This is a genomic window from Brevundimonas sp. NIBR10 (assembly GCF_027912515.1).
In the GTDB taxonomy this organism is placed as follows: domain Bacteria; phylum Pseudomonadota; class Alphaproteobacteria; order Caulobacterales; family Caulobacteraceae; genus Brevundimonas.
This window is the reverse complement of record NZ_CP115464.1, coordinates 2,631,227-2,657,741: the sequence shown is the minus strand read 5'-3', so window position 1 is coordinate 2,657,741 and position 26,515 is coordinate 2,631,227. Positions and strand designations below refer to the sequence as shown.

Genomic DNA, 26,515 nt, shown 5'->3' with positions numbered 1-26,515 from the left:
TTACTCATGCGACGCCTCGGCCTCGCTTGGCAAGACCCTGTAATCAAGGAAGCGTCGCCATGATGAAACGTCGTCAATTTCTGGCCCTCTCGGCCGCCGCCGCGGGCACATCGGCCCTGATCTCAGGCCCCGTGCGTGCCCAGACCCCGGCGACCCGGGCCAGCGCATCGTCCCCCGGCGGCGTCCTGACCGTCCAGGCCTTCACCGACAATGATGGCCGCCCGATGTACGCCGTCAGCCGCCAGGGCCGGCCGGTGGTCGAGGACTCGCGGTTGGGCTTCCTGCTGACCGATGCGGTGGCGCTGGAGCGCGGCATGGCCATGACGGTCTCCCAGCCGATGACCTTCGACGACACCTGGGAGCAGCCCTGGGGCGAGCGCCGGTTCATCCGCAATCACTACACCGAATGGCGCGTCGCCTTCGCCGAGACCGGGGTGCTGGGACGCCGCGTGGACGTGGTCTTCCGCCTGTACGACGACGGCCTGGGCTTCCGCTACGAGTTCCCGGAACAGCCGGGGTTGAAGACCGTCCGCATCGGTTCGGAGCTGACCGAGTTCAACCTGACGGAAAACGGCACGGCCTGGTGGATCCCGGCCTGGGAATGGAACCGCGAGGAATATCTCTACAACCGCTCGTCCATCGACGCGGTCGGCAGCGCCCAGACCCCGATGACGGTCAAGGGCACCTCCGGCCTGCACGTCTCGATCCACGAAGCGGCCTGCGTCGACTATGCAGGCATGAATCTGCGTCGCTCGGAGGGCACGAAGTTCCGTGCCGCCCTGACCCCCGGCCTGACCAACGCGGCGGTGGTGCGCGAGGCGCCGTTCAACACGCCCTGGCGTACCTTGCAGGTTTCGGACACGGCCGCAGGCCTGGTCGAGTCCAGCCTGATCCTGAACCTGAACGAGCCCAACAAATTGGGGGATGTCTCGTGGTTCAAGCCGATGAAATACGTCGGCGTCTGGTGGGAAATGCACCTGGAGCTCAAGAGCTGGAACGCCGGTCCCAAGCACGGGGCGACCACCGAAAACGCGATCAAGCACATCGACTTCGCGGCCGAGCACGGCTTCGGTGGCGTGCTCGTCGAGGGCTGGAACGTCGGCTGGGACGGCAACTGGTTCGGCAACGGCTCGGACTTCAGCTTCACGCAGACCTACCCCGATTTCGACATCGAGGCGGTCACCGCCCACGGCCGGGCCAGGGGGGTCGAACTGATCGGTCACCACGAGACCGGTGGCAACGCCTTCCACTACGAACAGCAGATGGACGCCGGTTTCGCCCTGTACGAGCGGCTGGGGATGCATTCTGTGAAGACCGGCTACGTCGCCGACGCCGGCGGAGCCCGTGTCGCAGGACCGGACGGCACGCCCGTCATGGCCTGGAACGAAAGCCAGGCCATGTCCCAGCACCATCTACGAGTCGCAGAGGCCGCCGCCCGGCACAAGGTCGCCGTCAACGCCCACGAGCCCTTCAAGGACACGGGCCTGCGTCGTACCTATCCCAACATGATCTCTCGCGAGGGCGCGCGGGGCATGGAGTTCAGCGCCTGGGGCCAGCCCGGCAATACGCCCGAGCATGAGGCGAACCTGGTCTTCACCCGCCTGCTGGCCGGGCCGATGGACTATACGCCCGGCATCTTCGGCATGGAGACGCGCAGTCCCGGCGGGGTCCAGACCACCTGGGCCAAGCAGCTGGCGCTCTATGTCGTCATCTACAGCCCGATCCAGATGGCGGCCGACCTGCTGGTCAACTACGAGGCCAATCCCGGCCCGTTCCAGTTCATCAAGGACGTGCCCGTCGACTGGGCCGAGACCCGCGTCCTGAACGGCGAGGTCGGTGACTATGTCACCATCGCGAGGAAGGACCGGGCCTCCGACATCTGGGCCCTGGGCGCGGTCACCGACGAGCATCCGCGCGTCCTGAACGCCCCGCTCGACTTCCTCGACGACGGCCGCCGCTACCGCGCGGAAATCTATCGCGACGGGCCGGACGCCGACTATAAGACCAAGCGCGAATCCATCGTCATCGAACAGCGCGAGGTCACCTCGGCCGACGTCCTGACCCTGGCCCTTGCCCCCGGCGGCGGTCAGGCGATCCGCTTCGTGCCATTGGGACGAGGCCGCCGCGCATGACTCTCCAGGCGTCCATCCTGTCCGACCGCCCCCGGCTGTCCCCCGCCGCCATCGTGAACATGTGCGTGGGCTTCTTCGGCATCCAGATCGGATTCGGCCTTCAGAACGTCAACACGAGCCGCATCTTCCAGACCCTGGGCGCCGAGGTCGACAGCCTGGCCATCCTGTGGATCGCCGCGCCGATGACGGGCCTGCTGGTCCAGCCGCTGATCGGTCATCTCAGCGACAAGACCTGGGGACGGCTGGGGCGGCGCAGGCCCTATTTCCTGTTCGGGGCGATCCTGACGACGATCGCCCTGATCGCCATGCCGAACTCGCCGAGCCTATGGTTCGCCGCCCTGATGCTCTGGGTCATGGACGCCGCGATCAACATCACGATGGAGCCGTTCCGCGCCTTCGTCGGCGACAATCTGAACGAGGACCAGCGCACCTCCGGCTATGCGATGCAGAGCGTCTTCATCGGCGCGGGGGCCGTCTTCGCATCGGTTCTGCCGTGGGTGCTGTCGAACGTGTTCGACGTGGCTTCGGTCGCGCCCGAGGGCGTGGTCCCCGACAGCGTCCGCATCGCCTTCTACGTCGGTGCCGGGTGCCTTCTGGCCGCCGTCCTGTGGACCGTGTTCACCACCCGCGAATACAGCCCCGAGCAACTCGCCGCCTTCGACCGCGCCGCCACGACCACGTCGCAGGCCGACGCCGAGGCCCCGGCCCGCTCGATCCGCGCCTATCTGATCGGCGGCCTGATCTGGCTGGCGGTCGGCGCGATCGGTTTCGCCGGCGTCGCCGTTTCCGGGATCGAGAAGGAGCTCTACGTCCTGTTCGGCGGCCTGGCCGTCTTCGGCCTGCTCCAGATCGCAGTCGGGCTGATGCACCGGGCCCGGGCCTCGAACGGCCTGTCCGAGATCGTCGACGACATCTTCCGCATGCCCGCCACCATGCGCGATCTGGCCATCGTCCAGTTCTTCAGCTGGTTCGCCCTGTTTGCCATGTGGATCTACACCACGCCCGCCGTCACCGCCGTCCACTATGGCGCAGCGTCGCCGACCTCGACCGGCTATGGCGAGGGGGCGGACTGGGTCGGCGTCCTGATGGGGGTCTATAACGGCGTCGCGGCGCTGGCGGCCTTCATGATCCCGGTTCTGGCCAAGCGGATCGGCCGCCGCGAGACCCATGCGCTGAATCTTGGGCTGGGCGGGTTCGGCCTGATCGGCATCTTCCTGATCCGCGATCCGGCCCTGCTGTGGCTGCCGATGATCGGGGTCGGCTTCGCCTGGGCCTCGATCGTGTCCATGCCCTACGCCATCCTGTCTGGGGCGGTGCCGTCCAGAAAAATGGGCGTCTACATGGGCATCTTCAACATCTTCATCGTCGTGCCCCAGCTTATCGCCGCCACCCTGCTGGGCCTGATCCTCAAGAGTGTGTTCGACGGCCAGGCCATCTGGGCCCTTGTGATCGGCGGCGTCAGCTTCTTCATCGCTGCGCTCGCCGCACTGCGCGTCAAGGAAGTGGTGCGCGCCTGATGTCGCCTGATCGCCGCTTGATCCTCAGCCTCCTCGCCGCCCTGCCCTTCGCGGGCGCGGCGCGGGCCGACATCCCGACTGCCGGTCGTCTGGTCGAACACCCCGACATGGCCTCTGCCCATGCGGCGACCCGCAACGTCACCGTCTGGCTCCCGCCCGGCTATGACGCGTCGCAGGCCCGGTATCCGGTCCTCTACATGCACGACGGCCAAAACCTGTTCGATGCTTCGAAGGCCGCCTTCGGCGAATGGGGCGTGGACGAGCATCTGGCCCGGCTGGCGCAGACAGGTCAGGTCCGCCTGCCCATCGTGGTCGGGGTCTGGAACACACCGCTTCGCCTGCGGGAATACGTCCCCGCCGACCTGATCGCCGCCCTGCCCGTCGAGGTCCGCGACAGCCTGCTGACCCTGTACGGCGGCGCGCCCCTGTCCGACGGCTATCTGCGCTTCCTCGAGGAGCTGAAGCCGAAGATCGACGCGACCTATCGCACCCTGCCCGGCCGCGACGACACCTTGATCGCCGGATCCAGCATGGGCGGGCTGATCTCGCTCTATGCGATGATGAAGCATCCGCAGGTGTTCGGCTCGGCCGGCTGCCTGTCCACCCACTGGCCGCTGCGGCTTGAGCGGCTGGAGGGCGACGCCCTGGAGCGGTGGCGCGAGACGGTCGTCGACGCCTGGTCCCGCGTCATCGCCGCCGGCCTGCCGGACCCTGCGACCCACCGCCTGTATTTCGATCGCGGCGACGAGACACTCGATCAGTTCTACGCCTTCTTCCAGAGCCGGATCGATACCGTCGTCCGCGCCGCCGGCTGGGGCCCCGAGCGGTTCCGCACCCTCGTCTTCCCCGGTGCCGAGCATAACGAGAAGAGCTGGAACAGCCGGCTCGACGCTCCCCTGACCTTCCTGCTGCCCCCCTCCTGATGTTCGCGAGTATCCCGATGACCCTGTCCCGCCGCCTCGCCGCCTCCGCCGCCGCCTGCGCCCTGCTCGCCACCGGAGCCTGCGCCTCGATGGCCGCTGCGCCTGCTACGATGCCGGAGATCACGCCTCCTGTCGCAGAAGCCATTGCGCCCGGCGCGCCGGGTGTCGCCCCGACCTGGTCGAGCGCCGCCAAACAGGGTGCCGGCGCATCCTACGAAGCCTACGTCGACGGCCAGTATCGCGACGGCGGCTCGACTGGAAACGTCTCGCGCGTCTGGTTCTCCATCGCCGACGGCATCCTGACCGAGACCATGTACGGTCTGATCCACGAGGCGCAGATCAAACAGATGCGCTTTGCCGTCATGACCGAGACCGGTCTGTCCGTCGAAGGGACCGACACCACCGAGCGCACCGAATACCTAGACACGGACACCCAGGGTCGTCCCCTGTCGCCCGCCTACCGAGTGATCACCACCGACAAGGGCGGCTACTACGAGATCGAGAAGCGCATCTACACCGACCCCGATCAGCAGTCGCTTGTAGTGCGGACATCGATCAAGGCGCTCAAGGGAAAGATCACCCCCTATTTGCTGCTCGAGCCGCATATAGCCAACACCGGCGTCGGCGATCTCGGTAGCGTCGCGAAAGGCAATAGATCGAGCCAGAGTGACGTGTCCGCCAACAATCCCGGCGCGCTGTACGCCCATGAGGGTGACGTACACCTCTGGCTCACAACTGATCGCCCATTCGAGGCCGCAAGTGCAGGCTTCGTCGGCGCGTCTGATGGTCTGACCGACCTTTCCGACGGTCGTCTTGACCACGTCTATGAGTCAACCGGCGATCAGGGCGGCAACATCATGCTTACGGCTCAACTCCAGTCTGTGAAAGCTGGAGACGCGCTAAGCCAAGACTTCGTGATCGGCTTCGGCGCTTCGCGCAGGATGGCCCAAACAGCAGCTTGGAACAGTTTCACGACCGGGCTCGACGAGGTCCTGGCGCGCTTCAACGGCGAGGGCGACCGCGTCGGCTGGCAGGACTGGCTCGGCACCCTGAGCGAACTGCCCCGCATGGCCGAACAATCCACCGACGGCGGCAAGCTGGCATATGCCTCCGCCCTGATGCTGAAGGTACAGGAGGACCGGACTCACGCCGGTGCCCTGATCGCCTCCCTGTCCAACCCGTGGGGCGACACGGTGGACGCGACGACCGCCTCGACCGGCTACAAGGCCGTCTGGCCCCGCGACTTCTATCAGGTGGCCATGGCCCTGCTGGCGCTCGGCGACACCGAGACGCCGCTGGCCGCCTTCCGCTACCTGCCCCAGGTCCAGGTCCGCGCCGACACGCCCGGCAACACCGGCACCACCGGCTGGTTCCTGCAAAAGACCCATGTGGACGGCCAGATCGAATGGGTCGGGGTCCAGCTGGACCAGACCGCCATGCCGATCATGCTGGGCTGGCGGCTGTGGAAGGCCGGCGAGGTCTCCGACGCCGAGATGGCGACCATGTACACCCGCATGATCAAGCCCGCCGCCGACTTCCTGGTCGACGGCGGCAAGGTCGGCCTGCTGTGGAACGATGCGACCATCACCCCGCCCTTCACCCAGCAGGAGCGGTGGGAGGAACAGGACGGCCATTCGCCCTCGACCACGGCCGCCGTCATCACCGGCCTGACCGTCGCGGCCGACATCGCCACGGCATCGGGTGATCCGGCCTCGGCCACCCGCTACCTGGCCGCCGCCGACGACTATTCGAGCAAGATCGAGGCGCGGATGTTCACGACCGACGGCGCGTTCGGCGACGGCGACTATTTCCTGCGCCTGTCCAAGACCGAGGATCCGAACAGTCACGCGAAGATGGGCGACAACAACGGCCAGCCGGGTCAGGCCCAGGACCGGGTCGTGGACGGCGGCTTCCTGGAGCTGGTCCGTTACGGCGTCCGCGCCGCCGATGACGCCGAAATCCTGGCCACCCTGCCCGAATACGACGACCAGACGCGCGAGGACCTGACCCGCGTCCGCTACGATTTCGGACCTGTCGGCGACACGACCCCCGGCTGGCGGCGCTACGGCATCGACGGATACGGCGAGGACACCACCAGCGGCGGCAACTACGGCATCGACGGCGTCATGGCACCGGGTCAGCGCGGCCGGGTCTGGCCGATCTTTACCGGCGAGCGTGGTCACTATGAACTGGCGCGCGCGCTGCGCGGGAACGCTACCGACCGGGCCATCGCCGACATTCGCCGCACCTATGTCCGGGGCATGGAGCGGTTCGCCAACGACGGCCTGCTGATGCCGGAACAGGTCTGGGACGGCGTCGGCGCGAACGGGGTCCACACCTACACGACGGGCGAAGGCACCGACTCGGCCACGCCCCTGGCCTGGACCCACGCCGAGTATCTGAAACTGCTCCGGTCCCTGGCCGACCGTCGCGTCTGGGACCTCTATCCGCCGGTCGAGGCCCGCTTCGCCTCTGGCGCGACGCCCGCCGACACGTCACGCTGATACACAGCCGAATCCGAGCCTCCGGGGAGACCTCAATGACCACGACCACGACCAGCCCGCCCAAGGGGGCCGGCGCTGCCTTCGCCTATGTGACGACCCTGTTCTTTGCCTGGGGTTTCGCGACGTCCCTGCTCGATCCCCTGGTCGCGGCGGTGAAGCGGGTGTTCGACCTCAGCTATACCGAGGCCTTCCTCACCGGATCGGCCTGGTTCATCGCTTACGGCGTGGCCTCCCTGCCCGCCGCGGCCATCCTGTCGCGGCTCGGCTATTCCCGGGCGATCCTCGGCGCACTCGGCGTCATGGTGCTGGGCTGTCTGATCGTTCCGGCCGCCACGGCCCTGGACCAGTACGCAGGCGTGCTTTTGGCCCTGTTCGTCATCGCCTCGGGCGTCACCCTGTTGCAGGTTGCGGCCAATCCGCTGGTCGCGGTGCTGGGCGAGGCCAAGCGCACCCACTTCCGCCTGAACCTCTCACAGGCCTTCAACTCGCTGGGGACCGCGATCGGTCCCTGGCTGGGTTCGCACGTCCTGTTGACCGGCGGCGTTTTCGCGGCCGGCGCGGCCGTCACGGCGGCGACGCGGGGTCAGTCCCTGCGCAGCATTGACATCGCCTTCCTGGCGCTCGGCGGCTTCTTCCTGCTGGTCGCCCTGTTCATCTTCTCGGCGCGCAAGCGGATCGACGCGGCGGCGCCCGAGGCGGCTCCTGCCGGTGAGTCCTCGCCGCTCAAGGCCCTGGGATCGCCCTGGGCCATCCTCGGCGCCCTGGCCATCTTCGTCTACGTCGGGTCCGAGGTCGCCATCGGCACGATGATGACCAACTTCCTCAACAGCCCCGACATCCTGAACAAGCCCATGGAGGCCGCCGGCAAGATGGTCGCCCTCTACTGGCTGGGGGCCATGGTCGGGCGGTTCATCGGCGCGGTCGTGCTGCGCTACGTGAAGGCCGGGATCGTGCTGGCCTTCTGCACCGTCGTCGCCGGCCTGCTGTGCCTGTATGTGACGCAAGGCGGCGGCGTGTCGGCGGCCTATGCGGCCCTGTCGATCGGCCTGTTCAACTCGATCATGTTCCCGACCATCTTCACCCTGACGCTGGAGCGATCGACCGCGCCGACGTCCGCGACCTCGGGCCTGCTGGTCTTTGGTATCATCGGCGGGGCCTTCCTGCCGCCGCTGGCGGGCCATATCGCCGACCTGTCGGGACGGGTGTCGCCGGCCTTCGTGGTGCCCCTGATCGGCTATGCCCTGCTGACGGTCTTCGCCGTGCTGTGCATCCGTTCGCGTCCGCGCAATGAGGCCTCGGCTCCGGTCGCCGGGCACTGATGGATTGGAGGGACGCAGGTTTGCCGCCTGCGTCCCTGCTTATCAGCCTCCGCCATCCACGGCGACGGCAAGGCTGGCGACCCTTCATTTGTATGAGTATAGGCGGTTCAGAGGCTTGTCTGATGCACCGGAAGATCACGAACTCATGCCGATTCAGGACGCTGCACCCGAGCTTGTCTGGGACATTCAGGCCGAACTCGGCGAAGGGCCCGTGTGGGACGCGGAACGCCGCTGTGTCTGGTTCGTCGACATCAAGGGCCGCAGGCTGCATCGCTACGGCCACGACGACGGCGCGACCGACAGCTGGGACACGCCGGACCAGACCGGCTTCGCCCTGCCCGCCACCGACGGCGCACTGGTCTGCGGCGTGCGCAGCGGGCTCCACCGCTTCGATCCCGAGACCGGCCGGTTCGATCTGATCGTCGCCGTCGAGGCCGACCGACCCCAGAACCGGCTCAACGACGGCTTCGTCGCCCCGGACGGCTCCCTGTGGTTCGGCTCCATGGACGATTCGGAAGAGCAACAGACCGGTGCCCTCTACCGCTTCGCCGACGGGCTCGTGACGCGCCATGACGACGACTATGGCGTCACCAACGGCCCGGCCCTCAGCCCCGACGGCCGCACCCTCTATCACCACGACACGCTCCAGAAGCGCATCTACGCCTTCGACCATTCGGACGGCGTCGTCTCGAACAAGCGACTGTTCGCCGAGACCCCCGACGGCTACTGCGACGGCCCCAGTGTGGATTCATCAGGCGTCCTGCACGTCGGCCTGTTCAACGGCTGGGGCGTCGCCCGGTTCGCCCCCGACGGCGAGCGCATCGGCACGATCCGCTTCCCGGTCCAGACCGTGACCAAGGCCGCCTTCTGCGGCGACGACCTGCGCGACCTCTACTGCACCACGGCCTGGCTTGGGAACGCCGACAAGCGCCCTGCCCAGCCGACGCTCGGTGGCCTGTACCGCCTGCGGGTCGAGACCCCCGGCCTGCCGCAGAACCGGGTCAGACTGTGATCACCCTGACCCACGGCGACTGGCGACTGACGGTGTCGCCCGACCTCGGTGCCTCCATCCTGAGCCTGACCTGGCAGGGACGTGATGTCCTACGACGCGCGCCGGACAATGCGAGTGATCCCCTGTCGACCGGCAACTTCCCCCTGGTGCCCTACGCCAACCGCATCGCGCAGGGCCGGTTCGCCTGGGACGGGGCCGACACCACCCTGCCCGCCACGTCGGGGTTCGAGCCCCACGCCCTGCACGGCATCGGCTGGCACCGGCCATGGACGGTCGAGCGGCAGACCGACCACGCAATTCGCCTGACCCTGCCCTGCGAGCCGTCGCCGGAGTGGCCCTGGGCCTGGAGCGCCACTCACGACATCGCCCTCGACGAGCAAGGCGTCACCCTGGGCCTGACGATCACGAACCAGGGCGATCGGGCCATGCCCGCCGGGCTGGGTCTGCATCCCTATTTCGCGACCGAACCCGGCACGATCCTGACCCTCCCGGCCCCTCGCGTCTGGCTGAACGGTGCCGACGAGATCCCGACCCGTCTGGCCGAGGCCTCGGCGATCCACGACTGGAGCAGGGGCGCCCCGGTCGCCGCCGCCCCGTTCGTCGACAATGCCTATGCCGACTGGACCGGCACCGCCCGCCTGACCCACGCCGGCCACGTCGTCGAGATCACCGCCTCGCCCAACGCGCGCTGGGCCCAGGTCTATGCGCCACAGGGGGCCGACTTCATCTGCATCGAGCCCGTGACCCACCGCCCGGACGCCCACAATGCCCCGCCCGGCGAGAACTCCGGCCTCGTCCGGCTCGACCCAAGCCAGACACTGGAGATGACGGCACTGATCAGCGCCTTCGCCACGCCCTGACGCAACCCGTCAGGCCGTCGCCACCCGCGCCAGATCCCGGGTGATCCGTTCGGCCACCTTCAGCCGGTCCTCCGGCGTCGGCCAGTCGCCCATGACGACGATCTTCTGGTCCGGCCGGATCTTCCACGAGGCGTGGTTCTTCTGGATCAGCCCGACCAGCCCCATCGGATTGGGGAAACTGCCGTTCCTCAGGGTCAGCACCGCCCCCTTGGGCCCCGCATCGATGCGCTCGATACAGGCGATCTTGCAGTTCGCCTTGACGCCCACGATGCGCAGCAACTGCTTCGCCTCATCCGGCAATGGCCCGAACCGGTCGATCAGTTCGGCGGCCAGGGCCTCGCGGCTCTCGGTATTCTCGGCGTCGGACAGGCGGCGGTACAGGGTCAGACGGACATTCAGGTCCGGCACGTAATCCTCTGGAATCAGGACTGCCGCCCCGACATTGATGGCCGGGGACCAGCCGCGATCCACGACCTCCTCGCCCGCCACGCGCAGGGATGCCACCGCGTCCTCCAGCATCTGCTGATAGAGCTCGACGCCCACCTCGCGGATATGGCCCGACTGTTCGTCGCCCAGCAGATTGCCGCCGCCGCGCTGGTCCAGGTCGTGGCTGGCCAGCTGGAACCCGGCCCCCAGGTTGTCGAGCGACTGCAGCACCTGCAACCGCCGCTCGGACGACAGGGACAGCGGCTTCTTCGGATCTGTGGTCAGATAGGCGAAGGCGCGGGCTTTCGATCGCCCGATCCGGCCCCGGATCTGGTGCAACTGGGCCAGGCCGAACATGTCGGCGCGGTGGACGACCAGGGTGTTGGCGGTCGGAATATCGATGCCGCTCTCCACGATCGTGGTCGAAACCAGCACATCGTAGGACCCGTCGTAGAAGGCGCTCATCACGTCCTCCAACTGGGTCGGCGACATCTGGCCGTGACCGACGACGAACCTGATCTCGGGCACCTGTTCGCGCAGGAATTTCTCGATCTCGGGCAGGTCCGACAGGCGCGGACAGACATAGAAGGCCTGGCCCCCGCGATATTTCTCGCGCAGCAGAGCCTCGCGGATCAGCACCGCATCCCACGGCGTCACATAGGTCCGCACGGCCAGGCGATCGACCGGCGGGGTGGCGATGATCGACATCTCGCGGATGCCCGACAGGGCCATCTGGAGCGTGCGCGGGATCGGCGTGGCGGTCAGGGTCAGCAGGTGGACGTCGGCCCGCAGGGACTTCAGCTTCTCCTTGTGCTTGACCCCGAAATGCTGCTCTTCATCAACGATAACAAGGCCCAAGTCCTTGAACCCGACCTGTTCGCTCAGGACCGCGTGGGTGCCCACGACGATCTCGAACATCCCGTCCTTGAGGCCGCTGCGCGTCTCGCCCGCATCCTTGGCCGTGACCATGCGCGACAGGTGCCGCACCGTGATCGGCCAGCCGGCGAACCGCTCGCTGAAGGTCTTGAAATGCTGGCGCGCCAGAAGCGTCGTCGGACAGACCACCGCCACCTGCTGGCCCGTCATGGCCACAACGAACGCCGCCCTCAGCGCCACCTCGGTCTTGCCGAACCCGACGTCGCCGCAGATCAGCCGATCCATCGGCGTGCCCTTGCCGAGATCCTCCAGCACGTCGCCGATGGCGTTCAGCTGATCGTCGGTTTCCTCATACGGGAAGCGCGCGCAGAACTCGTCGAAGAGGCCGTGCGGCGGCACGATCGGATCGGCCGTCTTCAGCGCGCGCTTGGCCGCGAGCGCGATCAGCCCCTCGGCCATGTCGCGCAGCCGGGCCTTGGCCTTGGCCTTCCGCGCCTGCCAGCCGGCCCCGCCCAGCCGGTCCAGCTGGACATCGTCCGAACCGGTCCCGTACCGGGTCAGCAGATCAATGTTTTCAACGGGTAGATAGAGTTTGCTCTCACCCGCATAGAGAAGCTCAAGACAGTCGTGCGGGGCCTGCTGGATCTCCAGGGTCTTCAGACCCTCGTACCGCCCGATGCCGTGATCCAGGTGGACGACCAGATCGCCGGTCGTCAGGGCCGAGGCCTCTGCCAGGAAGTTGGACGCTCGGCGCTTCCGCTTGGGCCGCGCCAGCCGGTCGCCCAGCATGTCGGTCTCGGAGATCACGGCCAGGCTGTCGGTGACGAAGCCGTGCTCGACCGGCAGGACGGCGCGCAGATACAGATCCCTGGGGGCCTTCTGCACATCGGCCCAGTCGCGAACCGCGACGACGTGATCCAGCCCGTGGTCGGCCAGCATGACCGACAGCCGGTCCGAAGACCCCTCGGTCCAGGACGCGAACACCACCCGCCTGCCCTCGGCTTTCAGCGCCGCGGCATGGGCGGCGACGGCCTCGAACAGGTTGACGCTGTCCTGGGCCCGCTCGGCCGCGAACGTCCGACCCAGCCGGCCGCCCGCGTCCTCGCCCGACCCGGCAAACGGCGTCAGCCGCCGTACCTCGCGCCCGGCCAGGACCGCATTCCACTCGCCTTCAGGCAGATACAGTCGCTCGGGCGGCAGGGCCCGGTTCGCCGCACCGCCCTTGGCCTTGGACGCCTCGCGCCGCGCCTCATAGGCATCGGCCGTCAGGGTCCACCGCTCGCCCCGCGCGCTTTCGACCTGATGATCCAGGAATATCGCCGCATCGTCCGGCAGATAGTCGAACAGGCTTTCCAGCTCCGGATACAGCAGCGGCAGCCAGTGCTCGAACCCCTGACGCCGCGCGCCCTCGGACACGGCGGCATACAGCGGGTCGTCCCCGCCCGCCCCGAACAGGCTCAGATAGCCGGTGCGGAACCGCGAGATGCTGTCGGCGTCCAGCAGCGCCTCGGACACCGGCGACAGCGATATGGCCTTGCGCTGGCCCGTCGACCGCTGGGTGCCGGGATCGAAGGTGCGGATCGATTCAAGCTCCGATCCGAACATGTCCAGCCGCACAGGCTCCTCGAACCCCGGCGGGAAGACGTCGATGACACCGCCGCGCACGGCATACTCGCCGCGCTCGTTGACGGTCGAGGCGCGCATATAGCCGTTGACCGCGAAATACCGTTCGAGCGCCGCCTGATCGAGGTCCAGCCCGACCTTGGCGTCGAAGCCGGCCCCTTGCGTCACCTCGCGCGGCGGGGTGCGCTGCATGGCCGCCCCGATCGTGGTCACCACCAGCAGCGGCGAACGGTCGCTGTCAGGCCGCCCCGCCAGTTCGGTCAGGGCCGCCATCCGCTCGGCCGAGACCGACGACGTTGGGCTCAGCCGATCGTAAGGCAGACAATCCCAAGCCGGAAAATCTAGAACTTCAATGTCTTTTGAGAAAAACCGCACCGCCTGCGCAAAGACGCCCGCGCGTTGATAATCGCGCGCCACGAACACCGCGACGCCGCCCCGTGCCTTCAACCGTTCGGCGACGGTGACCGCATCCAGACCTTCGGGCGCGCCGCCCAGCTCCAGGTCGGATCGACGCTTCAGGACGGCACCGTCCATCAGCCGATCCCCTCATTGACCGCATGGGCGACGTGGTCGCGCATGAAGTCGCGGATCTTGCCCATCAGGATCGTCTCATGCTCGGGCGGCGGGATTTCCGTCCCCGTGATCCAGGCATAGAGCTGATGATCGTCGTCCTGACCCAGCAGGGCCTCGAACGCATCGAGTTCCTCCACGCTCAGGCTTGGCCCCACCGCATCGGCGAACGGCCCCAGCACCATGTCGCACTCCCGGAACCCCCGCCGCCATGCGCGAAAGGTGATCCGGCCCAGTCGCTGGGTCGCGGCTGTGTCGTCTGAACGTGCGTCGGTGTCGGCCACAAGCATCCTTGCCCGGTCGGGAATCGAGAAATGCGCCGAGCCGGCGATCCGGCAGGGCGCGTCAGGGAATGTCGCGCTTCAGATAGCGTTCCCGATGTGTTTCCGCCAGACGGCAACTCACCTCCACATGCGCGAAGGCGCGGGGGGAGGACAGATCGGCGGCTTCGCCGATCAGGAGGGGGCGGCCCGGTCGATGACGTCACACTCTGTCGATGCGATCTGCTGACACCGTGTCGCCCCCGCCTGACCGCTTCGCGGTCTGTCCTCCCCATCGCCCTTCGGCGATGTGGAGGTGAATGCCCCAGCCAACTTTCAAACTTCGCCGCCCCAATCCCTTGCGCCACAAGGGATCGTGGGATTCTCGACCGCTCCGACCTGGCGACGGTTCGAGGCATGGTAGACTGCCGTTGCGATCCCGGTCTTTGAAATCCTGCGCCAGGTGCCCCGTCCGCTTCAGAGAGTCCGGACTCAACGGACTCTTCGGACTCTGTTTTTCGAGTCCGGACAGTCCGGACTCTTCGGACTCTTCGGACTCTATTTTTTCGAGCCCGGAGAGTCCGGCCGCAGCCTGATCCACCGTTCCCCGGTGCGCCTCCCCACGCGCGCCGCTATAGCTTGACCAATCATGCGGCCCCAGATTCTCTTTCCCCTGTTCGCGGAGGTCACCAGCCTGAAGGGGGTGGGGGCCAAGGTCGCGCCCCTGGTCCAGAAGCTGGCCGGGCCGCTGGTCCGTGACATGGTCTTCCTGGGCCCGACCGGCCTGATCCGACGCCGCCGCACCACCGCCGCCGAGGCCGTCGAGGGCGAGACCGGGGTGTTCGACGTGACCGTCGACCGCCTGATCGTGCCGGGCAAGCCGGGCGCCCCGCTCAAGGTCCGGGCCTCGGACGAGACCGGTTTCGTGCATTTGGTCTGGTTCGGTGGCAGCCCCCAGCATATCGACCGCCAGCTGCCGCGCGGCGAGCGCCGTCTGGTCTCGGGCAAGGTCGAGCGCTTCAACAACGAGGTCCAGATCGTCCACCCCGACTGGATCGTGCCGCTGGACAAGGGCGAGGACATCCCGGCGATCGAGCCTGTCTATCCCGGCACCGCGAACCTGTCGTCGCGTGTGGTGCGCAAGCTGGCGATCGGTGCCCTCGCCGCCGCGCCCGACCTGCCTGAATGGCAGGACGCGGCCTGGATGGCGAAGCAAGGTTGGCCCGGCTGGCGACCGGCGCTGGAGGCCCTGCACGCCCCCCAGTCCGAGCTCGACCTCGGCCCCGAGGCCCCGGCGCGGCAACGACTGGCCTATGACGAACTGTTCGCGCACCAGCTGGCCCTGGCCCGGCGGCGACGGGCCCGCTCGATCACCCCCGGCCCTCGGGTCGTGCCCGGCCCGGTGTCGGCGGCGGTCGAGGCGGCCCTGCCCTTCCGTCTGACGAATGCCCAGGCCCAGGCCGTCGCCGAGATCCGCCGCGACATGGCCTCCGGCGAACAGATGGGGCGGCTGCTGCAAGGTGACGTGGGCTCGGGCAAGACGGCGGTGGCCCTGCTGGCCCTGGCGGATGCCGCCTCCAGCGGCTTTCAGGCGGTTCTGATGGCTCCGACCGAGATCCTGGCCCGCCAGCATTTCCAGCGTCTTGCCCCAATGCTGGAGGCCGCCGGTGCCCCGACCATAATGCTGACTGGCCGTGACACCCCGGCCGAACGCCGCGACCGGCTCGACGCCCTGGCCACCGGCAGGGCCCAGGTCGCCATCGGCACCCATGCCCTGTTCCAGGATGCCGTCCGCTTCGACCGCCTGGCCCTGGCCGTCATCGACGAACAACACCGGTTCGGCGTCAACGAGCGCCAGCGGCTTCAGGCCAAGGGCGATCCCCGCATCGGCGGCGTCCACCTGCTGACCATGTCGGCGACCCCCATCCCCCGGACGCTGGAGCTGACCCAGTACGGCGAACTGGACGTCAGCCGCCTGATGGAAAAGCCGCCGGGCCGTACCCCGGTCGCCACCGCCGTTCTGCCGCTCGCCCGGATCGGCGAGGTCGCCGCCCGACTGAAGGCCGCGATCGAGGGCGGGGCCCAGGCCTACTGGATCTGTCCCTTGGTGGCCGAAAGCGAGGCCTCCGATCTCGCCGCCGCCGAGGAACGCGCCGCCGACCTGCGCCGCATCCTGGGGCTCGAGGTCGGCCTCGCCCATGGCCAGATGCCGGGGGCCCAGCGCGAGGCCGTCATGGCCGACTTCGCTGACGGCCGCCTGCCCCTGCTGGTCGCCACCACCGTGGTCGAGGTGGGCGTCGACGTGCCCAATGCCTCGATCATGGTCATCGAACACGCCGACCGCTTCGGCCTGGCCCAGTTGCATCAGCTGCGCGGCCGGGTCGGACGTGGGGCCAAGTCCAGCGCCTGTATCCTGCTGTACGGCGGCGGCGGGACCGACGGCGGCTTGGGCGACACCGCCCGCGAGCGGCTGGAGACCCTGCGCCGCTCCGAGGACGGGTTCGAGATCGCCGAGGAGGACTTTCGCCTGCGCGGCGGCGGGGATCCCCTGGGCCTCAAACAGAGCGGCTTTCCCGCCTACCGCTTCGCCGACCCGATCCGGCATCGCGGCCTGATGCTGGCCGCCGCCGACGATGCCCGGCTGGTGCTGGGCCGCGACCCCGACCTGACGTCGCCGCGTGGGGAAGCGGTTCAGGTGCTGGAAGCCCTGTTCGACTGGCGTAACGACCGGACGGGGCTGGATTAGCCGTTCGGATTCCTCGCCTGCCAGGCCCCCAGCCGGGCCTGCACATCCGCCTCAATATCGGCGTAGAACAGGTTGTATTGACGCGCCTTTCGTCGATCAGCCCAGTCACCGACCTCCTTGAAGGCCTCGGATTTCGGGAAGCTGTGACGCAGCAGGCCGCCCCGGCACTGGGTCGTCACCAGCCGGTCCAGGAAGGCCGGGCGGACGCCCCATTCCAGCCCCGTCGCGTTGGCCGCCCCCAGATGCCGCCGCGCAGGCACCAGTTCGCCCGACGGACTGCCGGTCACCGGGTTGACGCACAGGGCGGCCCGGCCAGTGAGCTCGACCAGCCTGCCCTTCTCGTTCCAGACCAGAGCGCGGCGCAGCCGGCGCCCCGCCGCCCCGTTGTCGTCGTCCCCGACCTGGGAGAAGCCGACGACACAGCCCACCTGCCCGCGCGACGCGCAGCCAGGCACCGCCGGGTTCAGGGCGTCCACGGCAACGATCGTGTCCATCAGATAGGCGGCGACCAGACGGCTGCGCAGGGCTGCATCCGGCGCGATCCGCTCGCGGACCAGCCAGTCGATTAGCTCGCCCCCCTGCTCCACCCCCGCGAGCACGATCGGCCCCGTGGGATGGGCCGCCACGAAGGCGTCGAAGGCGGCCGCGATATCGCGATAGGCGAAAGCCCGGGCGTCCCTGGCATCGGCCCGCAGCGTCAGCCGGGTATAGAGGCTGGCCTGTCGATAGCGGGGCGCCGAGACCGCGCCCGACCGCTCGAACGGCCCGGCATAGTTGGGGATCACCACCCGCTTCAGATAGGCGTCGGCCTCGCGGTCATCGATCGGCCCGTTCCACTCCCGCCCGCCGTCGTAGGTGGTCGAGTGGACGAAGAAGACGGCCGCCGGTCCCGCCCCCGGTGTCCGCGCCTCCAACAGGGCCCAGCTGTCGGAGCGACCATAGTCCGGGGCCGGCGGTGGGTCATAGGTCTGGAACGGGACCTGGGGGTCCAGCGCGGCCCGCAGGATGTCGCCCCGCCACACCCCCACGGCCACGACCAGCAGCCCGACCAGGGCGAAACCGGCCCAGCCGATCGTCTGCCGCAGGGTCAGGCGGGACCGCTTCACCGATTTGGATCCGGAGTGGCCAGATAGTCCTGCACATAGCGCCGGACACCCTCTTCCAGCGGTGTGGACTGACCGGGATAGCCCGCCGCGCGAAGCCGCTCCATCCGGGCCTCGGTGAAATACTGATACTTGTCGCGGATGACCTCGGGCGTGTCGACATAGGCGATCGACGGCGTCTTGCCCGCCGCCGCGAAGGTGGCTTTGGCAAGATCAAGGAAGGACCGCGCCTGTCCCGAACCGGCGTTGAACACACCGAAGACGTGCGGGCTGTCCAGCAACCAGATGACGATATCGACCACGTCGTCCACGAAGACGAAGTCCCGCATCTGGCCGCCGTCGGCGTAGTCGGGGTTGTGCGAGCGGAACAGGGTGACGGTCTCGCCCGCCGCCACCTTGGGCCATATCTGGGCCACGACCGACTTCATCGACCCCTTGTGACCCTCGTTGGGGCCATAGACGTTGAAGAATTTCAGCCCCGCCCACTGGCTGGGCGACTGGCCCCGATCAGACTGCCGAGCAGCATACTGATCGAACAGCATTTTCGAATAACCATAAGCGTTTAGAGGACGCAGCAAAGACAAAGCCGAAAGACTGTCGTCGTCCTCGAACCCGTCCAGACCGTCGCCGTATGTCGCCGCCGACGACGCATAGATGAACCGCGCGTCGCGGATCGAGCACCAGTCCCACAGGTCGCGCGACAGGGTGAAGTTGGTCCTCAGGATCAGGTCGGCGTCCGGCTCCGTCGTCGCCGATATCGCCCCCATATGCACCACGGCCTCGATGACCTCAGCGTGACGCTCCAGCATCTCGAACAGGTCTTCGGGGGCCCAGAAGTCGGCGATCGGGTGTTTGGCCAGGTTCTTCCACTTGGCCAGATCGGCGGTCTCCAGCCGGTCGCAGACCACCACGTCGTAAGTGTCCTCGGCCGTCAACCGGGCGACGATGTTGGAGCCGATGAAGCCGGCCCCGCCGGTGACGACGATCATCTTCCTCATGTCGCATCTCCCGACAGCTTCTCGATCGTCTTCGTCGTCGAATACCCGTCCTGAAAGGCCGCCAGACGGACCTCGCCGCCCCAGCTCTCGACCAGATCGCCGCCGACCACACCCTCGCGCGTATAGTCGGCTCCCTTGATCAGGACGTCGGGGCGCAGCCGTTCGATCAGGGCGATGGGCGTGGGGTCGTCAAAGCTCGTCACCCGATCGACGCTGGCAAGGCCGCCGATGACGACGGCGCGGCTGTCAAGGTCGTTGACCGGCCGACCCTCACCCTTCAGCCGCTTGACCGAGGCGTCGGTGTTCAGCGCCACCACCAGCCGGTCGCACCACGACCGCGCCTGCGCCAGATAGGCGACGTGCCCCCGGTGGAGGATGTCGAAACAGCCGTTGGTGAAACCGACCTTGAGACCCATCGCCCGCCACGCCTCGACCTGGGCGGCCAGATCGTCCAGCGGCGTGACCTTTGCGTGGGCGAGAGAGGCGTGCTGGCTCATCTCGGCGTCGATCAATTCGGTGGGGCTGACCACCGCCGTTCCGCTCTTTCCGACCACGACGCCGGACGCCAGGATGGCCAGCTGAACCGCCTGCTCCAGCGACGCCCTTGCCGCCAGGGCCAACCCCAAAGCCGCCAGCCCGGTGTCGCCGGCACCCGAGACGTCGAACACTTCCCGCGCCCGGCCGGGGAAATGCTTCACAGGCTTGCCCCGCTCGGCCAGCGACATCCCCTTGCCGGCTCGGGTGACGACGATGGCCTTGGCCGTCGTGGCCTCCAGCAACGCAGTCAGCGCCGCCTCGATCTCGGCGTCTGTGTCCACCGGCAGGCCCGTGGCCCCTGCCAGTTCGGAGGCGTTTGGCTTGATGACGGTCACCGCACCATAACGAGCAAAGTCCCGTCCTTTGGGATCGACGATCACGGGCGCGCCCGAACCTTCTGCCGCCCACAGGGCCGACCGTATCAGCCGTTCGGTGACGACCCCCTTGTCGTAGTCGGACAACAGAATGGCCGAGGCTCCCGTGAAGACCTGCTCGCGGTCGAACACCCCAACCGAAACCTGCTCGTCATCCAGTCTGAGCAGTTGTTGCCCGGCCGAGACGAAGCGCGTCTTGACGATGGTCGAGGCGGCGTCCGGCCGGTCGATAAAGTCGGCCACGCCGGCTTCAGCGGCGACGAGGGCGACCAATTCGTCACCGGCGACATCCTGTCCCGCAACAGCACCCAGTCGCGCCCGCCCGCCCAGGGCCGCGACGTTGCGAGCCACGTTCCCCACCCCGCCGGGCATGGACACGGTCCGCTTCGACTTCAGCACAGGGATCGGCGCTTCCGGCGACAGGCGCGTCACGTCGCCGTAGACATATCGATCCAGCATCAGGTCGCCGACGCAGGCGATCTCTAGCCCGCGCACGCGGTCCAGCAGGCCCTGAAGTGCGCCGAGGTCGAGGGTGTGTTCAGCCATGTCGCCGAACTACCGGATTCAGGCGGCCTTCGCCATCCGGGCCTTGGTCAGGTCGTCATAGGCCAGAAGTTCGGCGCACAGGGCCTCGAACTGGTTCAGCGGCACCATGTTGGGGCCGTCGGACGGGGCGTTGTCCGGGTCCTGGTGGGTCTCCATGAAGACGGCGTCCACGCCGACCGCGACGGCCGCACGCGCCAGCACCGGCACGAACTCCCGCTGGCCGCCCGACGACGTCCCCTGCCCGCCCGGCTGCTGCACCGAATGGGTCGCATCGAACACCACCGGGCACCCGATGTCGCGCATGACCGGCAGGGCCCGCATGTCGCTGACCAGGGTGTTGTAGCCGAAGCTGGCACCGCGTTCGCACGCCATGACGTTCGGGTTTCCCGCGCCGGTGACCTTGGCGATGACGTTCTTCATGTCCCAGGGGGCCAGGAACTGGCCCTTCTTGACGTTGATCGCCTTGCCGGTCGCGGCGGCGGCCAGCAGCAGGTCGGTCTGACGACACAGGAAGGCCGGGATCTGCAGCACATCAACGGCCTGGGCCGCGATCCGGCAGTGTTCCTCGGTATGGACGTCGGTGAGTACGGGCAGACCGGTGACCTCGCGGATTTCGGCGAAGATCGGCAGCGACCCCTCCAGCCCGAAGCCCCGCGCCGCGCCCGCTGAAGTGCGGTTCGCCTTGTCGAAGCTGGTCTTGTAGATGATGCCGACGTTCAGCCGCTCACCGATCTCCTTCAGGGCGTGAGCCATCTCCAGCGCGTGCTGGCGGCTTTCCAGCTGGCAGGGGCCGGCGATGAAGGCGATGCGGGCCCCGCCGCCGATGACAACCGGCCGGGTGATCCCGTTTCCGGACAGGGTGATGACGGTCTGGGGAGCACTCACGGGCGAAACCTTCGGACTTGATGCGGGCTTATGGCGTGCGGCCCTTGCCACGGCTATGGGGCGCTGAGGTGGCGTCTTCGCCAGCTTGATTCAAGATATCACGGAGTTCGCCCGCGTGACCACCGACGACGCCGCCCCGGTCATCCTGTGGTTCCGCCGCGACCTGCGCCTGGCCGACAACCCCGCCCTGAACCACGCGGCAGAGACGGGACGGCCGGTGATCCCGGTCTACATCCTGGACGATGCCGGCGATGGGCGGTCCAGGGGCGCGGCGTCCATGTGGTGGCTGGACAAGTCGCTGCGGGCTTTGGCCGAGAGCCTGAAGGAACGCGGGGCCGAACTCATCCTGAGGCGCGGCGATTCGGAAGCCGAGCTGCGTCGGCTGATCGATCAGACCGGGGCCGACACCGTCTTCATGAACCGGCTGTTCGAGCCCGACGCCTGGGCCCGCGACGCAGACATCGCCCATGGGCTGAAGGCCGACGGGGTTGAGTGCAAGGGCTACAACGGGGCGCTGATGGCGCGGCCCGGTTCGGTGCTGAACGGTTCAGGCGGGCCGTACAAGGTGTTCACACCCTTCAAGAACGCCCTGCTGGCCGCCACCGAGGCGCCGCCGCACACCACGGGGCCGCGCGATCTGTCGGGCGGGCCGAAGCTCGAGAGCGATGACATCGACACATGGGGTCTTCACCCCACACGACCCGACTGGTCGCGGGGCTTCGACTGGACGCCGGGCGAGGCGGGGGCGACGGCGGCGCTCGGTCGGTTCGTGAAACATGGACTGGACCACTACGGCAAGGGCCGCGACATCCCGTCCCTGCCAGCCACCAGCCGCCTGTCGCCCCACCTGCATTGGGGCGAGATCAGCCCGTGGCGCGCCATCGCGGCGGCCCGGGACGCGGCGGCGGACGGCAAGGTCCCGGCGGCCGAAGCCGACAAATTCATCGCCGAGATCGCCTGGCGCGAGTTCTCGGCCCACCTGCTGCACCACTTCCCGCAGATGACGGACAAGGCGTTCCGGCCCGAGTACGACGCCTTCCCCTGGCTGGACGACGACGCGGGCTTCACGGCCTGGACGCGGGGCCAGACCGGCTATCCGATCGTCGATGCCGGGATGCGGCAGTTGTGGAAGACCGGCTGGATGCACAACCGGGTCCGGATGATCGTCGCCTCCTTTCTGATCAAGGACCTGCTGGTCGACTGGCGGCGGGGCGAGGCCTGGTTCTGGGACACATTGGTCGATGCAGACCTGGGGTCCAACGTCCAGAACTGGCAGTGGGTGGCGGGGTCCGGTGCCGACGCCTCCCCCTATTTCCGCATCTTCAACCCGATCACCCAGGGCGAGAAGTTCGATCCGGACGGCAAGTATGTCCGCAAATGGGTGCCCGAGATCGCCCGCCTGCCCGACAAATACCTGCACGCCCCCTGGACCGCGCCGGTCGAGGTCACGCGGGGCATCGGCTTACGGCTGGGCCACGACTATCCGAGGCCGCTCGTGGATCATGCGCAGGCGCGTGACCGGGCGCTGGCCGCGCTGAAACGGGTCAGCGGCAAGACCGAATATCCTCACGATTGAGGCACGGCCCCCAGCATCGTCCGCGTCGCCTCCGCCTCGGCCAGCAGGGCCGCGCGTCGCTCTTCGCCGAAACCGTCCAGCGTCCGATAGGGCATGGCGAGGCGGTGGTTGTCGCGCAGGCGCGGCCGATTGCGCTCCAGGAACCCCCAGTAGAGCCGGTTGAACGGGCAGGCCCCCTCCCCGGTCCTGGCCTTCACGTCATAGCGACAGCCGCTGCAATAGTCGCTCATCCGGTCGATGTAGGTCCCGGACGCCGCATAGGGTTTGGTGCCCATGATCCCGCCGTCGGCGAAGGTCGCCATGCCCCGCGTATTGGGCATCTCCACCCACTCATAGGCGTCGGCATAGACGGTCATGTACCAGTCATCGACCGCGTCCGGATGCACGCCCAGCAGCATCATCAGATTGCCCGTGACCATCAGCCGCTGGATATGATGGGCATAGGCGTTGTCTCGGCTCGTCGCCACGACGTCGGCGACGCAGGTCATGTCGGTCTCACCCGACCAGAAGAACCAGGGTAGCACCCGGTCTGCGTCGAGGAAGTTGCGAGCCCCGTACTCCGGCATCTTCAGCCAGTAGATGCCCCGCACGAACTCGCGCCAGCCGATGATCTGGCGAATGAAACCCTCGACCGCATTCAGCGGCGCCCGGCCCGAGCGATACTCCGCCTCGGCGCGGCGACAGACATCGAGCGGATCGAGCAGGCCGAGGTTGATCGAGGTCGAGATCAGCCCGTGCCACATCCACGGCTGGCCGTGCGCCATCGCATCCTGCCAGTCGCCGAAACCCGGCAGGATGTTCGCCAGGAAGTCGGTCAGCACCACCTCGGCCTGTTCCGCCGTCGTCGGCCAGCCGAAGGCATCCAGATCGCCGAAATGGTCGGGAAACAGCCGCGCCACGTCGGCGATAGCCTCGAGCGCTACAGCGTCGGGCGGCGTCCGCAGCCGTTCGGGCGGCCGGATGCCCTTGGTCAGTTTCCGTCGGTTCTCTGCGTCGTAGTTCCACTGCCCCCCGACCGGCTTGCCGTCGTCGAGCAAGATACCGGTCTCGCGACGCATCTCGCGATAGAAGAACTCCATCGTCAGCTGCTTCTTGCCCGAGGCCCAGCGCCGGAACCGGTCGTGAGAGCAGATGAACCGGTCATCCTGGCGGATATCGACGGCAATGCCGCGCCCCTCGACCACAGCGGCAAACCCCGCAAGCGCCTGGGCCAGCCGCCACTCCCCGCATTCGGTCATCACGATCGCCTCGCCCGGCTGATCGTCCAGGACCCGGTGCATTTCGCCGACGATCGAATGAGTGTTGGCCGGGTCGTCGATCCGGATATACCGGACCGTGATCCCCCGCGCCTCCAGCCGCAGGGCAAAGCTGCGCATGGCGGCGAAGGTCAGGGCGACCTTCTGCTTGTGATGGCGGACATAGGTGGCCTCGTCGCGCACCTCGGCCATCAGCACGATGTCGCGGTCCGGATCGAGGTCGGCGAGCGCGCTGAGATTGTCCGACAGCTGGTCGCCCAGCACGAGCCGGAGCGTTCCGCCCCGCGGACCGGCCGTGTTAGTGTTCGCCATGGCTGACACATCCCCCCTCATCTCGACCACCGACCTCGCCGCCCGGATCGGCGATCCCCGGCTGAGAATCGTCGACGCCAGTTGGCATCTGGACGCCCGTGACGGTCGAACGGAGTTCGAGGCCGAACGTATCCCCGGCGCGGTCTTCTTCGACCTCGACGCCGTGTCTGACCACACGACCGACCTGCCGCATATGCTGCCAACCGCCGCAGCCTTCGCCGATGCTGTCGGCGCGCTGGGGATCACGGAGACGGACGCCGTCGTCGTCTACGACAGCGTCGGCCTGTTTTCGGCGGCGCGGGCCTGGTGGACGTTCCGGCTGATGGGAGCGACCGATGTGCGGGTGCTGGACGGGGGCCTGCCCCAATGGCGCGCCGAGGGTCGTCCGGTCGAGACCGGGACGCCCGCGGTCCCCACGGCAGCGACCTTCACACCGTCGATGCGGCCCGGGGCCGTCGCCGACCTTCCTTCGATGCTGTCGGCCCTGACCGGCGATGCCCAAATCCTGGACGCCCGTCCCCCTGCGCGGTTCAAGGGCGAGTCCCCAGAGCCGAGGCCCGGCCTGCGGTCTGGCCACATGCCCGGCGCGCTCAGTGTACCGTTCAAGTCGGTCCTGTCCGAGGCGGGTACCCTGCGCCGTGGCGACGACCTGGCGTCGGTATTCCGCAACGCCGGCGTGGACATCGACCGTCCCCTGATCACCAGCTGCGGCTCGGGCGTCACCGCTGCGGTGCTCACCCTAGCCCTGGCGGAACTGGGTCAGGACAGCCGCCTCTACGACGGCTCCTGGGCCGAATGGGGTGGGCGGGCGAATACGCCGGTCGTGGTCGGCGCTTAAGCCTTCGCCGCCCAGGGCTCCGGCTCGTCGGCCGGGACGATGTCGTCGGTCTCGCCGCGCGATACCACCGTTGCCAGGACCAGGTCGCCGGTAACGTTCAGCGTGGTCCGGCACATATCCAGGAACCGGTCGACGCCCAGGATCAGGCCGATGCCTTCGGCCGGCACCCCGACCATGACCAGGATCATTGCCACCACCGGCAGGGAACCCGCCGGAACCCCGGCCGTCCCGACGCCGCCCAGGATGCAGACCAGCATCACGATGAACTGCTGGGTCAGGGACAGCTCGATCTGGAAGAACTGGGCCAGAAACAGCACCGTCACCCCCTCGAACAGGGCCGTGCCGTTCTGGTTGGCGGTAGCCCCGACGGTCAGGACGAAACGGGCGATCTTGCGCGGCAGCTTCAGCTCGGTCTCGGCGGCCTTCAGCGACACCGGCAGGGCGGCGTTCGATGACGCGGTCGAGAAGGCGACGACCATCGGCTGGCGCACACCCCTGAAGAAGGTCACCGGGTTCATGCCGCCGCCGATCCAGACGACCAGCGGATAGACCACGAACATGTGGATCAGCATGGCCCCCACAGCCACGCCGACATAGGCCGCCAGCCGGACCAGCAGATCCCAGCCGAACAGCGCCGCCAGGTTGAACATCAGACAGGCGATCGCATAGGGGGCCAGTTTGATGACCATGTTGATGAGCTTCATCGTGACCTCGAGGATGCCCTCGATCACCGTCTGAAGCCGGTCGGTCGCCGGCGACTTGGCCATCACCAGCCCGATCCCGAAGAACAGGGCGAAGATCATGACCGGCAGGATCTGGTTCTCCGACGCCGCCGTGAAGACATTCGACGGGATGAGGTCGAGGAAGAACTGGCCGAACTGGATGCTCTCGGGGGCCTTCTCCACGATCGCGGCCGCACCCGCAGACCCTTGAGCCAGCAGGGCACGGGCCAGTTCCGGATCGACGCCATCGCCGGGCCGGAACAGATTGACCATGCCCAGGCCGATGACGACCGCAATGCCCGACACCACTATGGTCAGAAGCAGGGTCTTGATCCCCGCCCGCCCCAGCGATTTCAGGTCACCCATCTCCGCCACCCCGACCACCAAGGCCGAGAACAGCAGCGGAATCACCAGCATGAACAGCAGCCGCAGGAAGATCTGACCGGCCGGGCCCGTCACGTTGGACGTCAGCCAGACGACCCAGGGGGTATCGGCGCCCACCAGCATGTTGACGGCCAGTCCGCCGCCCAGACCGACCAGAAACCCGATCAGCATCAGCCAGTGAAGCGGCAGGCCGCCCTTTTTCGTCTCGGTCATTCA

At 67.9% G+C, this 26,515-nt stretch carries 18 protein-coding genes; 10 read left to right on the top strand and 8 right to left on the bottom strand.

Annotation, left to right across the window (positions count from 1 at the left end; all coding sequences use genetic code 11):
• Positions 1 to 59: 59 nt before the first annotated feature.
• The 7 genes from O5K39_RS13110 (at position 60) to O5K39_RS13080 (ending at position 10,267) form a co-directional block, all read left to right on the top strand.
• Entirely contained in the window at positions 60 to 2,132 is a 2,073-nt protein-coding gene (locus O5K39_RS13110; RefSeq protein WP_271144067.1) for a glycoside hydrolase family 97 protein, read from the top strand.
• Positions 2,129 to 3,649 (top strand): MFS transporter, encoded by a 1,521-nt coding sequence (locus O5K39_RS13105; protein ID WP_271144066.1) that lies wholly within the window; start codon positions 2,129 to 2,131, stop codon positions 3,647 to 3,649. The genes O5K39_RS13110 and O5K39_RS13105 overlap by 4 nt, the downstream gene beginning before the upstream one ends.
• Positions 3,650 to 3,666: 17 nt before the next feature.
• The gene (locus O5K39_RS13100; RefSeq protein WP_271144065.1) at positions 3,667 to 4,572 is read left to right on the top strand and encodes an alpha/beta hydrolase-fold protein; all 906 of its coding nucleotides are present in this window, start codon (positions 3,667 to 3,669) and stop codon (positions 4,570 to 4,572) included.
• Between the two features lie 17 nt (positions 4,573 to 4,589).
• Positions 4,590 to 7,076 carry a glucan 1,4-alpha-glucosidase gene (locus tag O5K39_RS13095; protein WP_271144064.1) on the top strand — a complete coding sequence of 829 codons (2,487 nt, stop codon included), beginning with the start codon at positions 4,590 to 4,592 and terminating at the stop codon, positions 7,074 to 7,076.
• A 35-nt stretch (positions 7,077 to 7,111) separates the two neighbouring features.
• Complete coding sequence (locus O5K39_RS13090) at positions 7,112 to 8,395, top strand: sugar MFS transporter (RefSeq protein WP_271144063.1); 1,284 nt, start codon at positions 7,112 to 7,114, stop codon at positions 8,393 to 8,395.
• A gap of 145 nt (positions 8,396 to 8,540) precedes the next feature.
• Positions 8,541 to 9,407, top strand: coding sequence for an SMP-30/gluconolactonase/LRE family protein (locus O5K39_RS13085; RefSeq protein ID WP_271144062.1), 867 nt, complete (start codon positions 8,541 to 8,543; stop codon positions 9,405 to 9,407).
• On the top strand, positions 9,404 to 10,267 hold the full coding sequence (locus O5K39_RS13080; protein ID WP_271144061.1) for an aldose 1-epimerase: 864 nt from the start codon (positions 9,404 to 9,406) through the stop codon (positions 10,265 to 10,267). Before O5K39_RS13085 ends, O5K39_RS13080 begins: the two co-directional genes overlap by 4 nt.
• Before the next feature lie 9 nt (positions 10,268 to 10,276).
• Here the strand turns inward: O5K39_RS13080 and mfd are convergent, their stop codons facing one another.
• Together mfd and O5K39_RS13070 are read right to left on the bottom strand one after the other, a co-directional pair.
• Positions 10,277 to 13,726, bottom strand: a complete 3,450-nt coding sequence (gene mfd, locus O5K39_RS13075; protein WP_271144060.1) for a transcription-repair coupling factor — start codon at positions 13,724 to 13,726, stop codon at positions 10,277 to 10,279.
• Positions 13,726 to 14,052 (bottom strand): succinate dehydrogenase assembly factor 2, encoded by a 327-nt coding sequence (locus O5K39_RS13070; RefSeq protein WP_271144059.1) that lies wholly within the window; start codon positions 14,050 to 14,052, stop codon positions 13,726 to 13,728. The genes mfd and O5K39_RS13070 overlap by 1 nt, the downstream gene beginning before the upstream one ends.
• 619 nt (positions 14,053 to 14,671) lie before the next feature.
• Between O5K39_RS13070 and recG the strand changes: the two genes are divergently transcribed.
• Positions 14,672 to 16,768: an ATP-dependent DNA helicase RecG gene (gene recG / locus O5K39_RS13065; protein ID WP_271144058.1), complete on the top strand. Its 2,097-nt coding sequence runs from the start codon at positions 14,672 to 14,674 to the stop codon at positions 16,766 to 16,768.
• Here recG and O5K39_RS13060 read toward each other — a convergent pair.
• The 4 genes from O5K39_RS13060 to kdsA are packed head-to-tail and all read right to left on the bottom strand — an operon-like array spanning position 16,765 to position 21,211.
• On the bottom strand, positions 16,765 to 17,874 hold the full coding sequence (locus O5K39_RS13060) for a DUF3089 domain-containing protein (RefSeq protein WP_271144057.1): 1,110 nt from the start codon (positions 17,872 to 17,874) through the stop codon (positions 16,765 to 16,767). The genes recG and O5K39_RS13060 overlap by 4 nt on opposite strands.
• Complete coding sequence (rfaD, locus tag O5K39_RS13055) at positions 17,871 to 18,860, bottom strand: ADP-glyceromanno-heptose 6-epimerase (protein ID WP_271147155.1); 990 nt, start codon at positions 18,858 to 18,860, stop codon at positions 17,871 to 17,873. The genes O5K39_RS13060 and rfaD overlap by 4 nt, the downstream gene beginning before the upstream one ends.
• A 5-nt stretch (positions 18,861 to 18,865) precedes the next feature.
• Positions 18,866 to 20,326, bottom strand: coding sequence for a D-glycero-beta-D-manno-heptose 1-phosphate adenylyltransferase (gene rfaE2, locus O5K39_RS13050; RefSeq protein WP_271144056.1), 1,461 nt, complete (start codon positions 20,324 to 20,326; stop codon positions 18,866 to 18,868).
• A gap of 18 nt (positions 20,327 to 20,344) precedes the next feature.
• Entirely contained in the window at positions 20,345 to 21,211 is an 867-nt protein-coding gene (kdsA, locus tag O5K39_RS13045; protein WP_271144055.1) for a 3-deoxy-8-phosphooctulonate synthase, read from the bottom strand.
• 115 nt (positions 21,212 to 21,326) lie between these two features.
• On the opposite strand from kdsA, the gene O5K39_RS13040 reads away from it, so the two are divergent.
• Positions 21,327 to 22,787: a deoxyribodipyrimidine photo-lyase gene (locus tag O5K39_RS13040; RefSeq protein WP_271144054.1), complete on the top strand. Its 1,461-nt coding sequence runs from the start codon at positions 21,327 to 21,329 to the stop codon at positions 22,785 to 22,787.
• Here the strand turns inward: O5K39_RS13040 and O5K39_RS13035 are convergent.
• Entirely contained in the window at positions 22,778 to 24,355 is a 1,578-nt protein-coding gene (locus O5K39_RS13035) for a cryptochrome/photolyase family protein (RefSeq protein ID WP_271144053.1), read from the bottom strand. The genes O5K39_RS13040 and O5K39_RS13035 overlap by 10 nt on opposite strands.
• On the opposite strand from O5K39_RS13035, the gene sseA reads away from it, so the two are divergent.
• A complete protein-coding gene (sseA, locus tag O5K39_RS13030; RefSeq protein ID WP_271144052.1) occupies positions 24,354 to 25,193 on the top strand; it encodes a 3-mercaptopyruvate sulfurtransferase in 840 nt (279 codons plus the stop codon). The two genes, O5K39_RS13035 and sseA, sit on opposite strands and share 2 nt — an antisense overlap.
• On the opposite strand, the gene O5K39_RS13025 is transcribed toward sseA, so the two are convergent.
• Entirely contained in the window at positions 25,190 to 26,512 is a 1,323-nt protein-coding gene (locus tag O5K39_RS13025) for a dicarboxylate/amino acid:cation symporter (RefSeq protein ID WP_271144051.1), read from the bottom strand. The two genes, sseA and O5K39_RS13025, sit on opposite strands and share 4 nt — an antisense overlap.
• Positions 26,513 to 26,515 lie beyond the last annotated feature (3 nt).

Coding starts and splice junctions, on each gene's coding strand:
- recG (WP_271144058.1), top strand. CDS start 14,672: ATGCGGCCCCAGATTCTCTTTCCCCTGTTCGCGGAGGTCACCAGCCTG.
- O5K39_RS13105 (WP_271144066.1), top strand. CDS start 2,129: ATGACTCTCCAGGCGTCCATCCTGTCCGACCGCCCCCGGCTGTCCCCC.
- O5K39_RS13095 (WP_271144064.1), top strand. CDS start 4,590: ATGACCCTGTCCCGCCGCCTCGCCGCCTCCGCCGCCGCCTGCGCCCTG.
- O5K39_RS13090 (WP_271144063.1), top strand. CDS start 7,112: ATGACCACGACCACGACCAGCCCGCCCAAGGGGGCCGGCGCTGCCTTC.
- sseA (WP_271144052.1), top strand. CDS start 24,354: ATGGCTGACACATCCCCCCTCATCTCGACCACCGACCTCGCCGCCCGG.
- mfd (WP_271144060.1), bottom strand. CDS start 13,726: ATGGACGGTGCCGTCCTGAAGCGTCGATCCGACCTGGAGCTGGGCGGC.
- O5K39_RS13110 (WP_271144067.1), top strand. CDS start 60: ATGATGAAACGTCGTCAATTTCTGGCCCTCTCGGCCGCCGCCGCGGGC.
- rfaE2 (WP_271144056.1), bottom strand. CDS start 20,326: ATGGCTGAACACACCCTCGACCTCGGCGCACTTCAGGGCCTGCTGGAC.
- O5K39_RS13070 (WP_271144059.1), bottom strand. CDS start 14,052: ATGCTTGTGGCCGACACCGACGCACGTTCAGACGACACAGCCGCGACC.
- rfaD (WP_271147155.1), bottom strand. CDS start 18,860: ATGATCGTCGTCACCGGCGGGGCCGGCTTCATCGGCTCCAACATCGTC.
- O5K39_RS13025 (WP_271144051.1), bottom strand. CDS start 26,512: ATGACCGAGACGAAAAAGGGCGGCCTGCCGCTTCACTGGCTGATGCTG.
- O5K39_RS13035 (WP_271144053.1), bottom strand. CDS start 24,355: ATGGCGAACACTAACACGGCCGGTCCGCGGGGCGGAACGCTCCGGCTC.
- O5K39_RS13085 (WP_271144062.1), top strand. CDS start 8,541: ATGCCGATTCAGGACGCTGCACCCGAGCTTGTCTGGGACATTCAGGCC.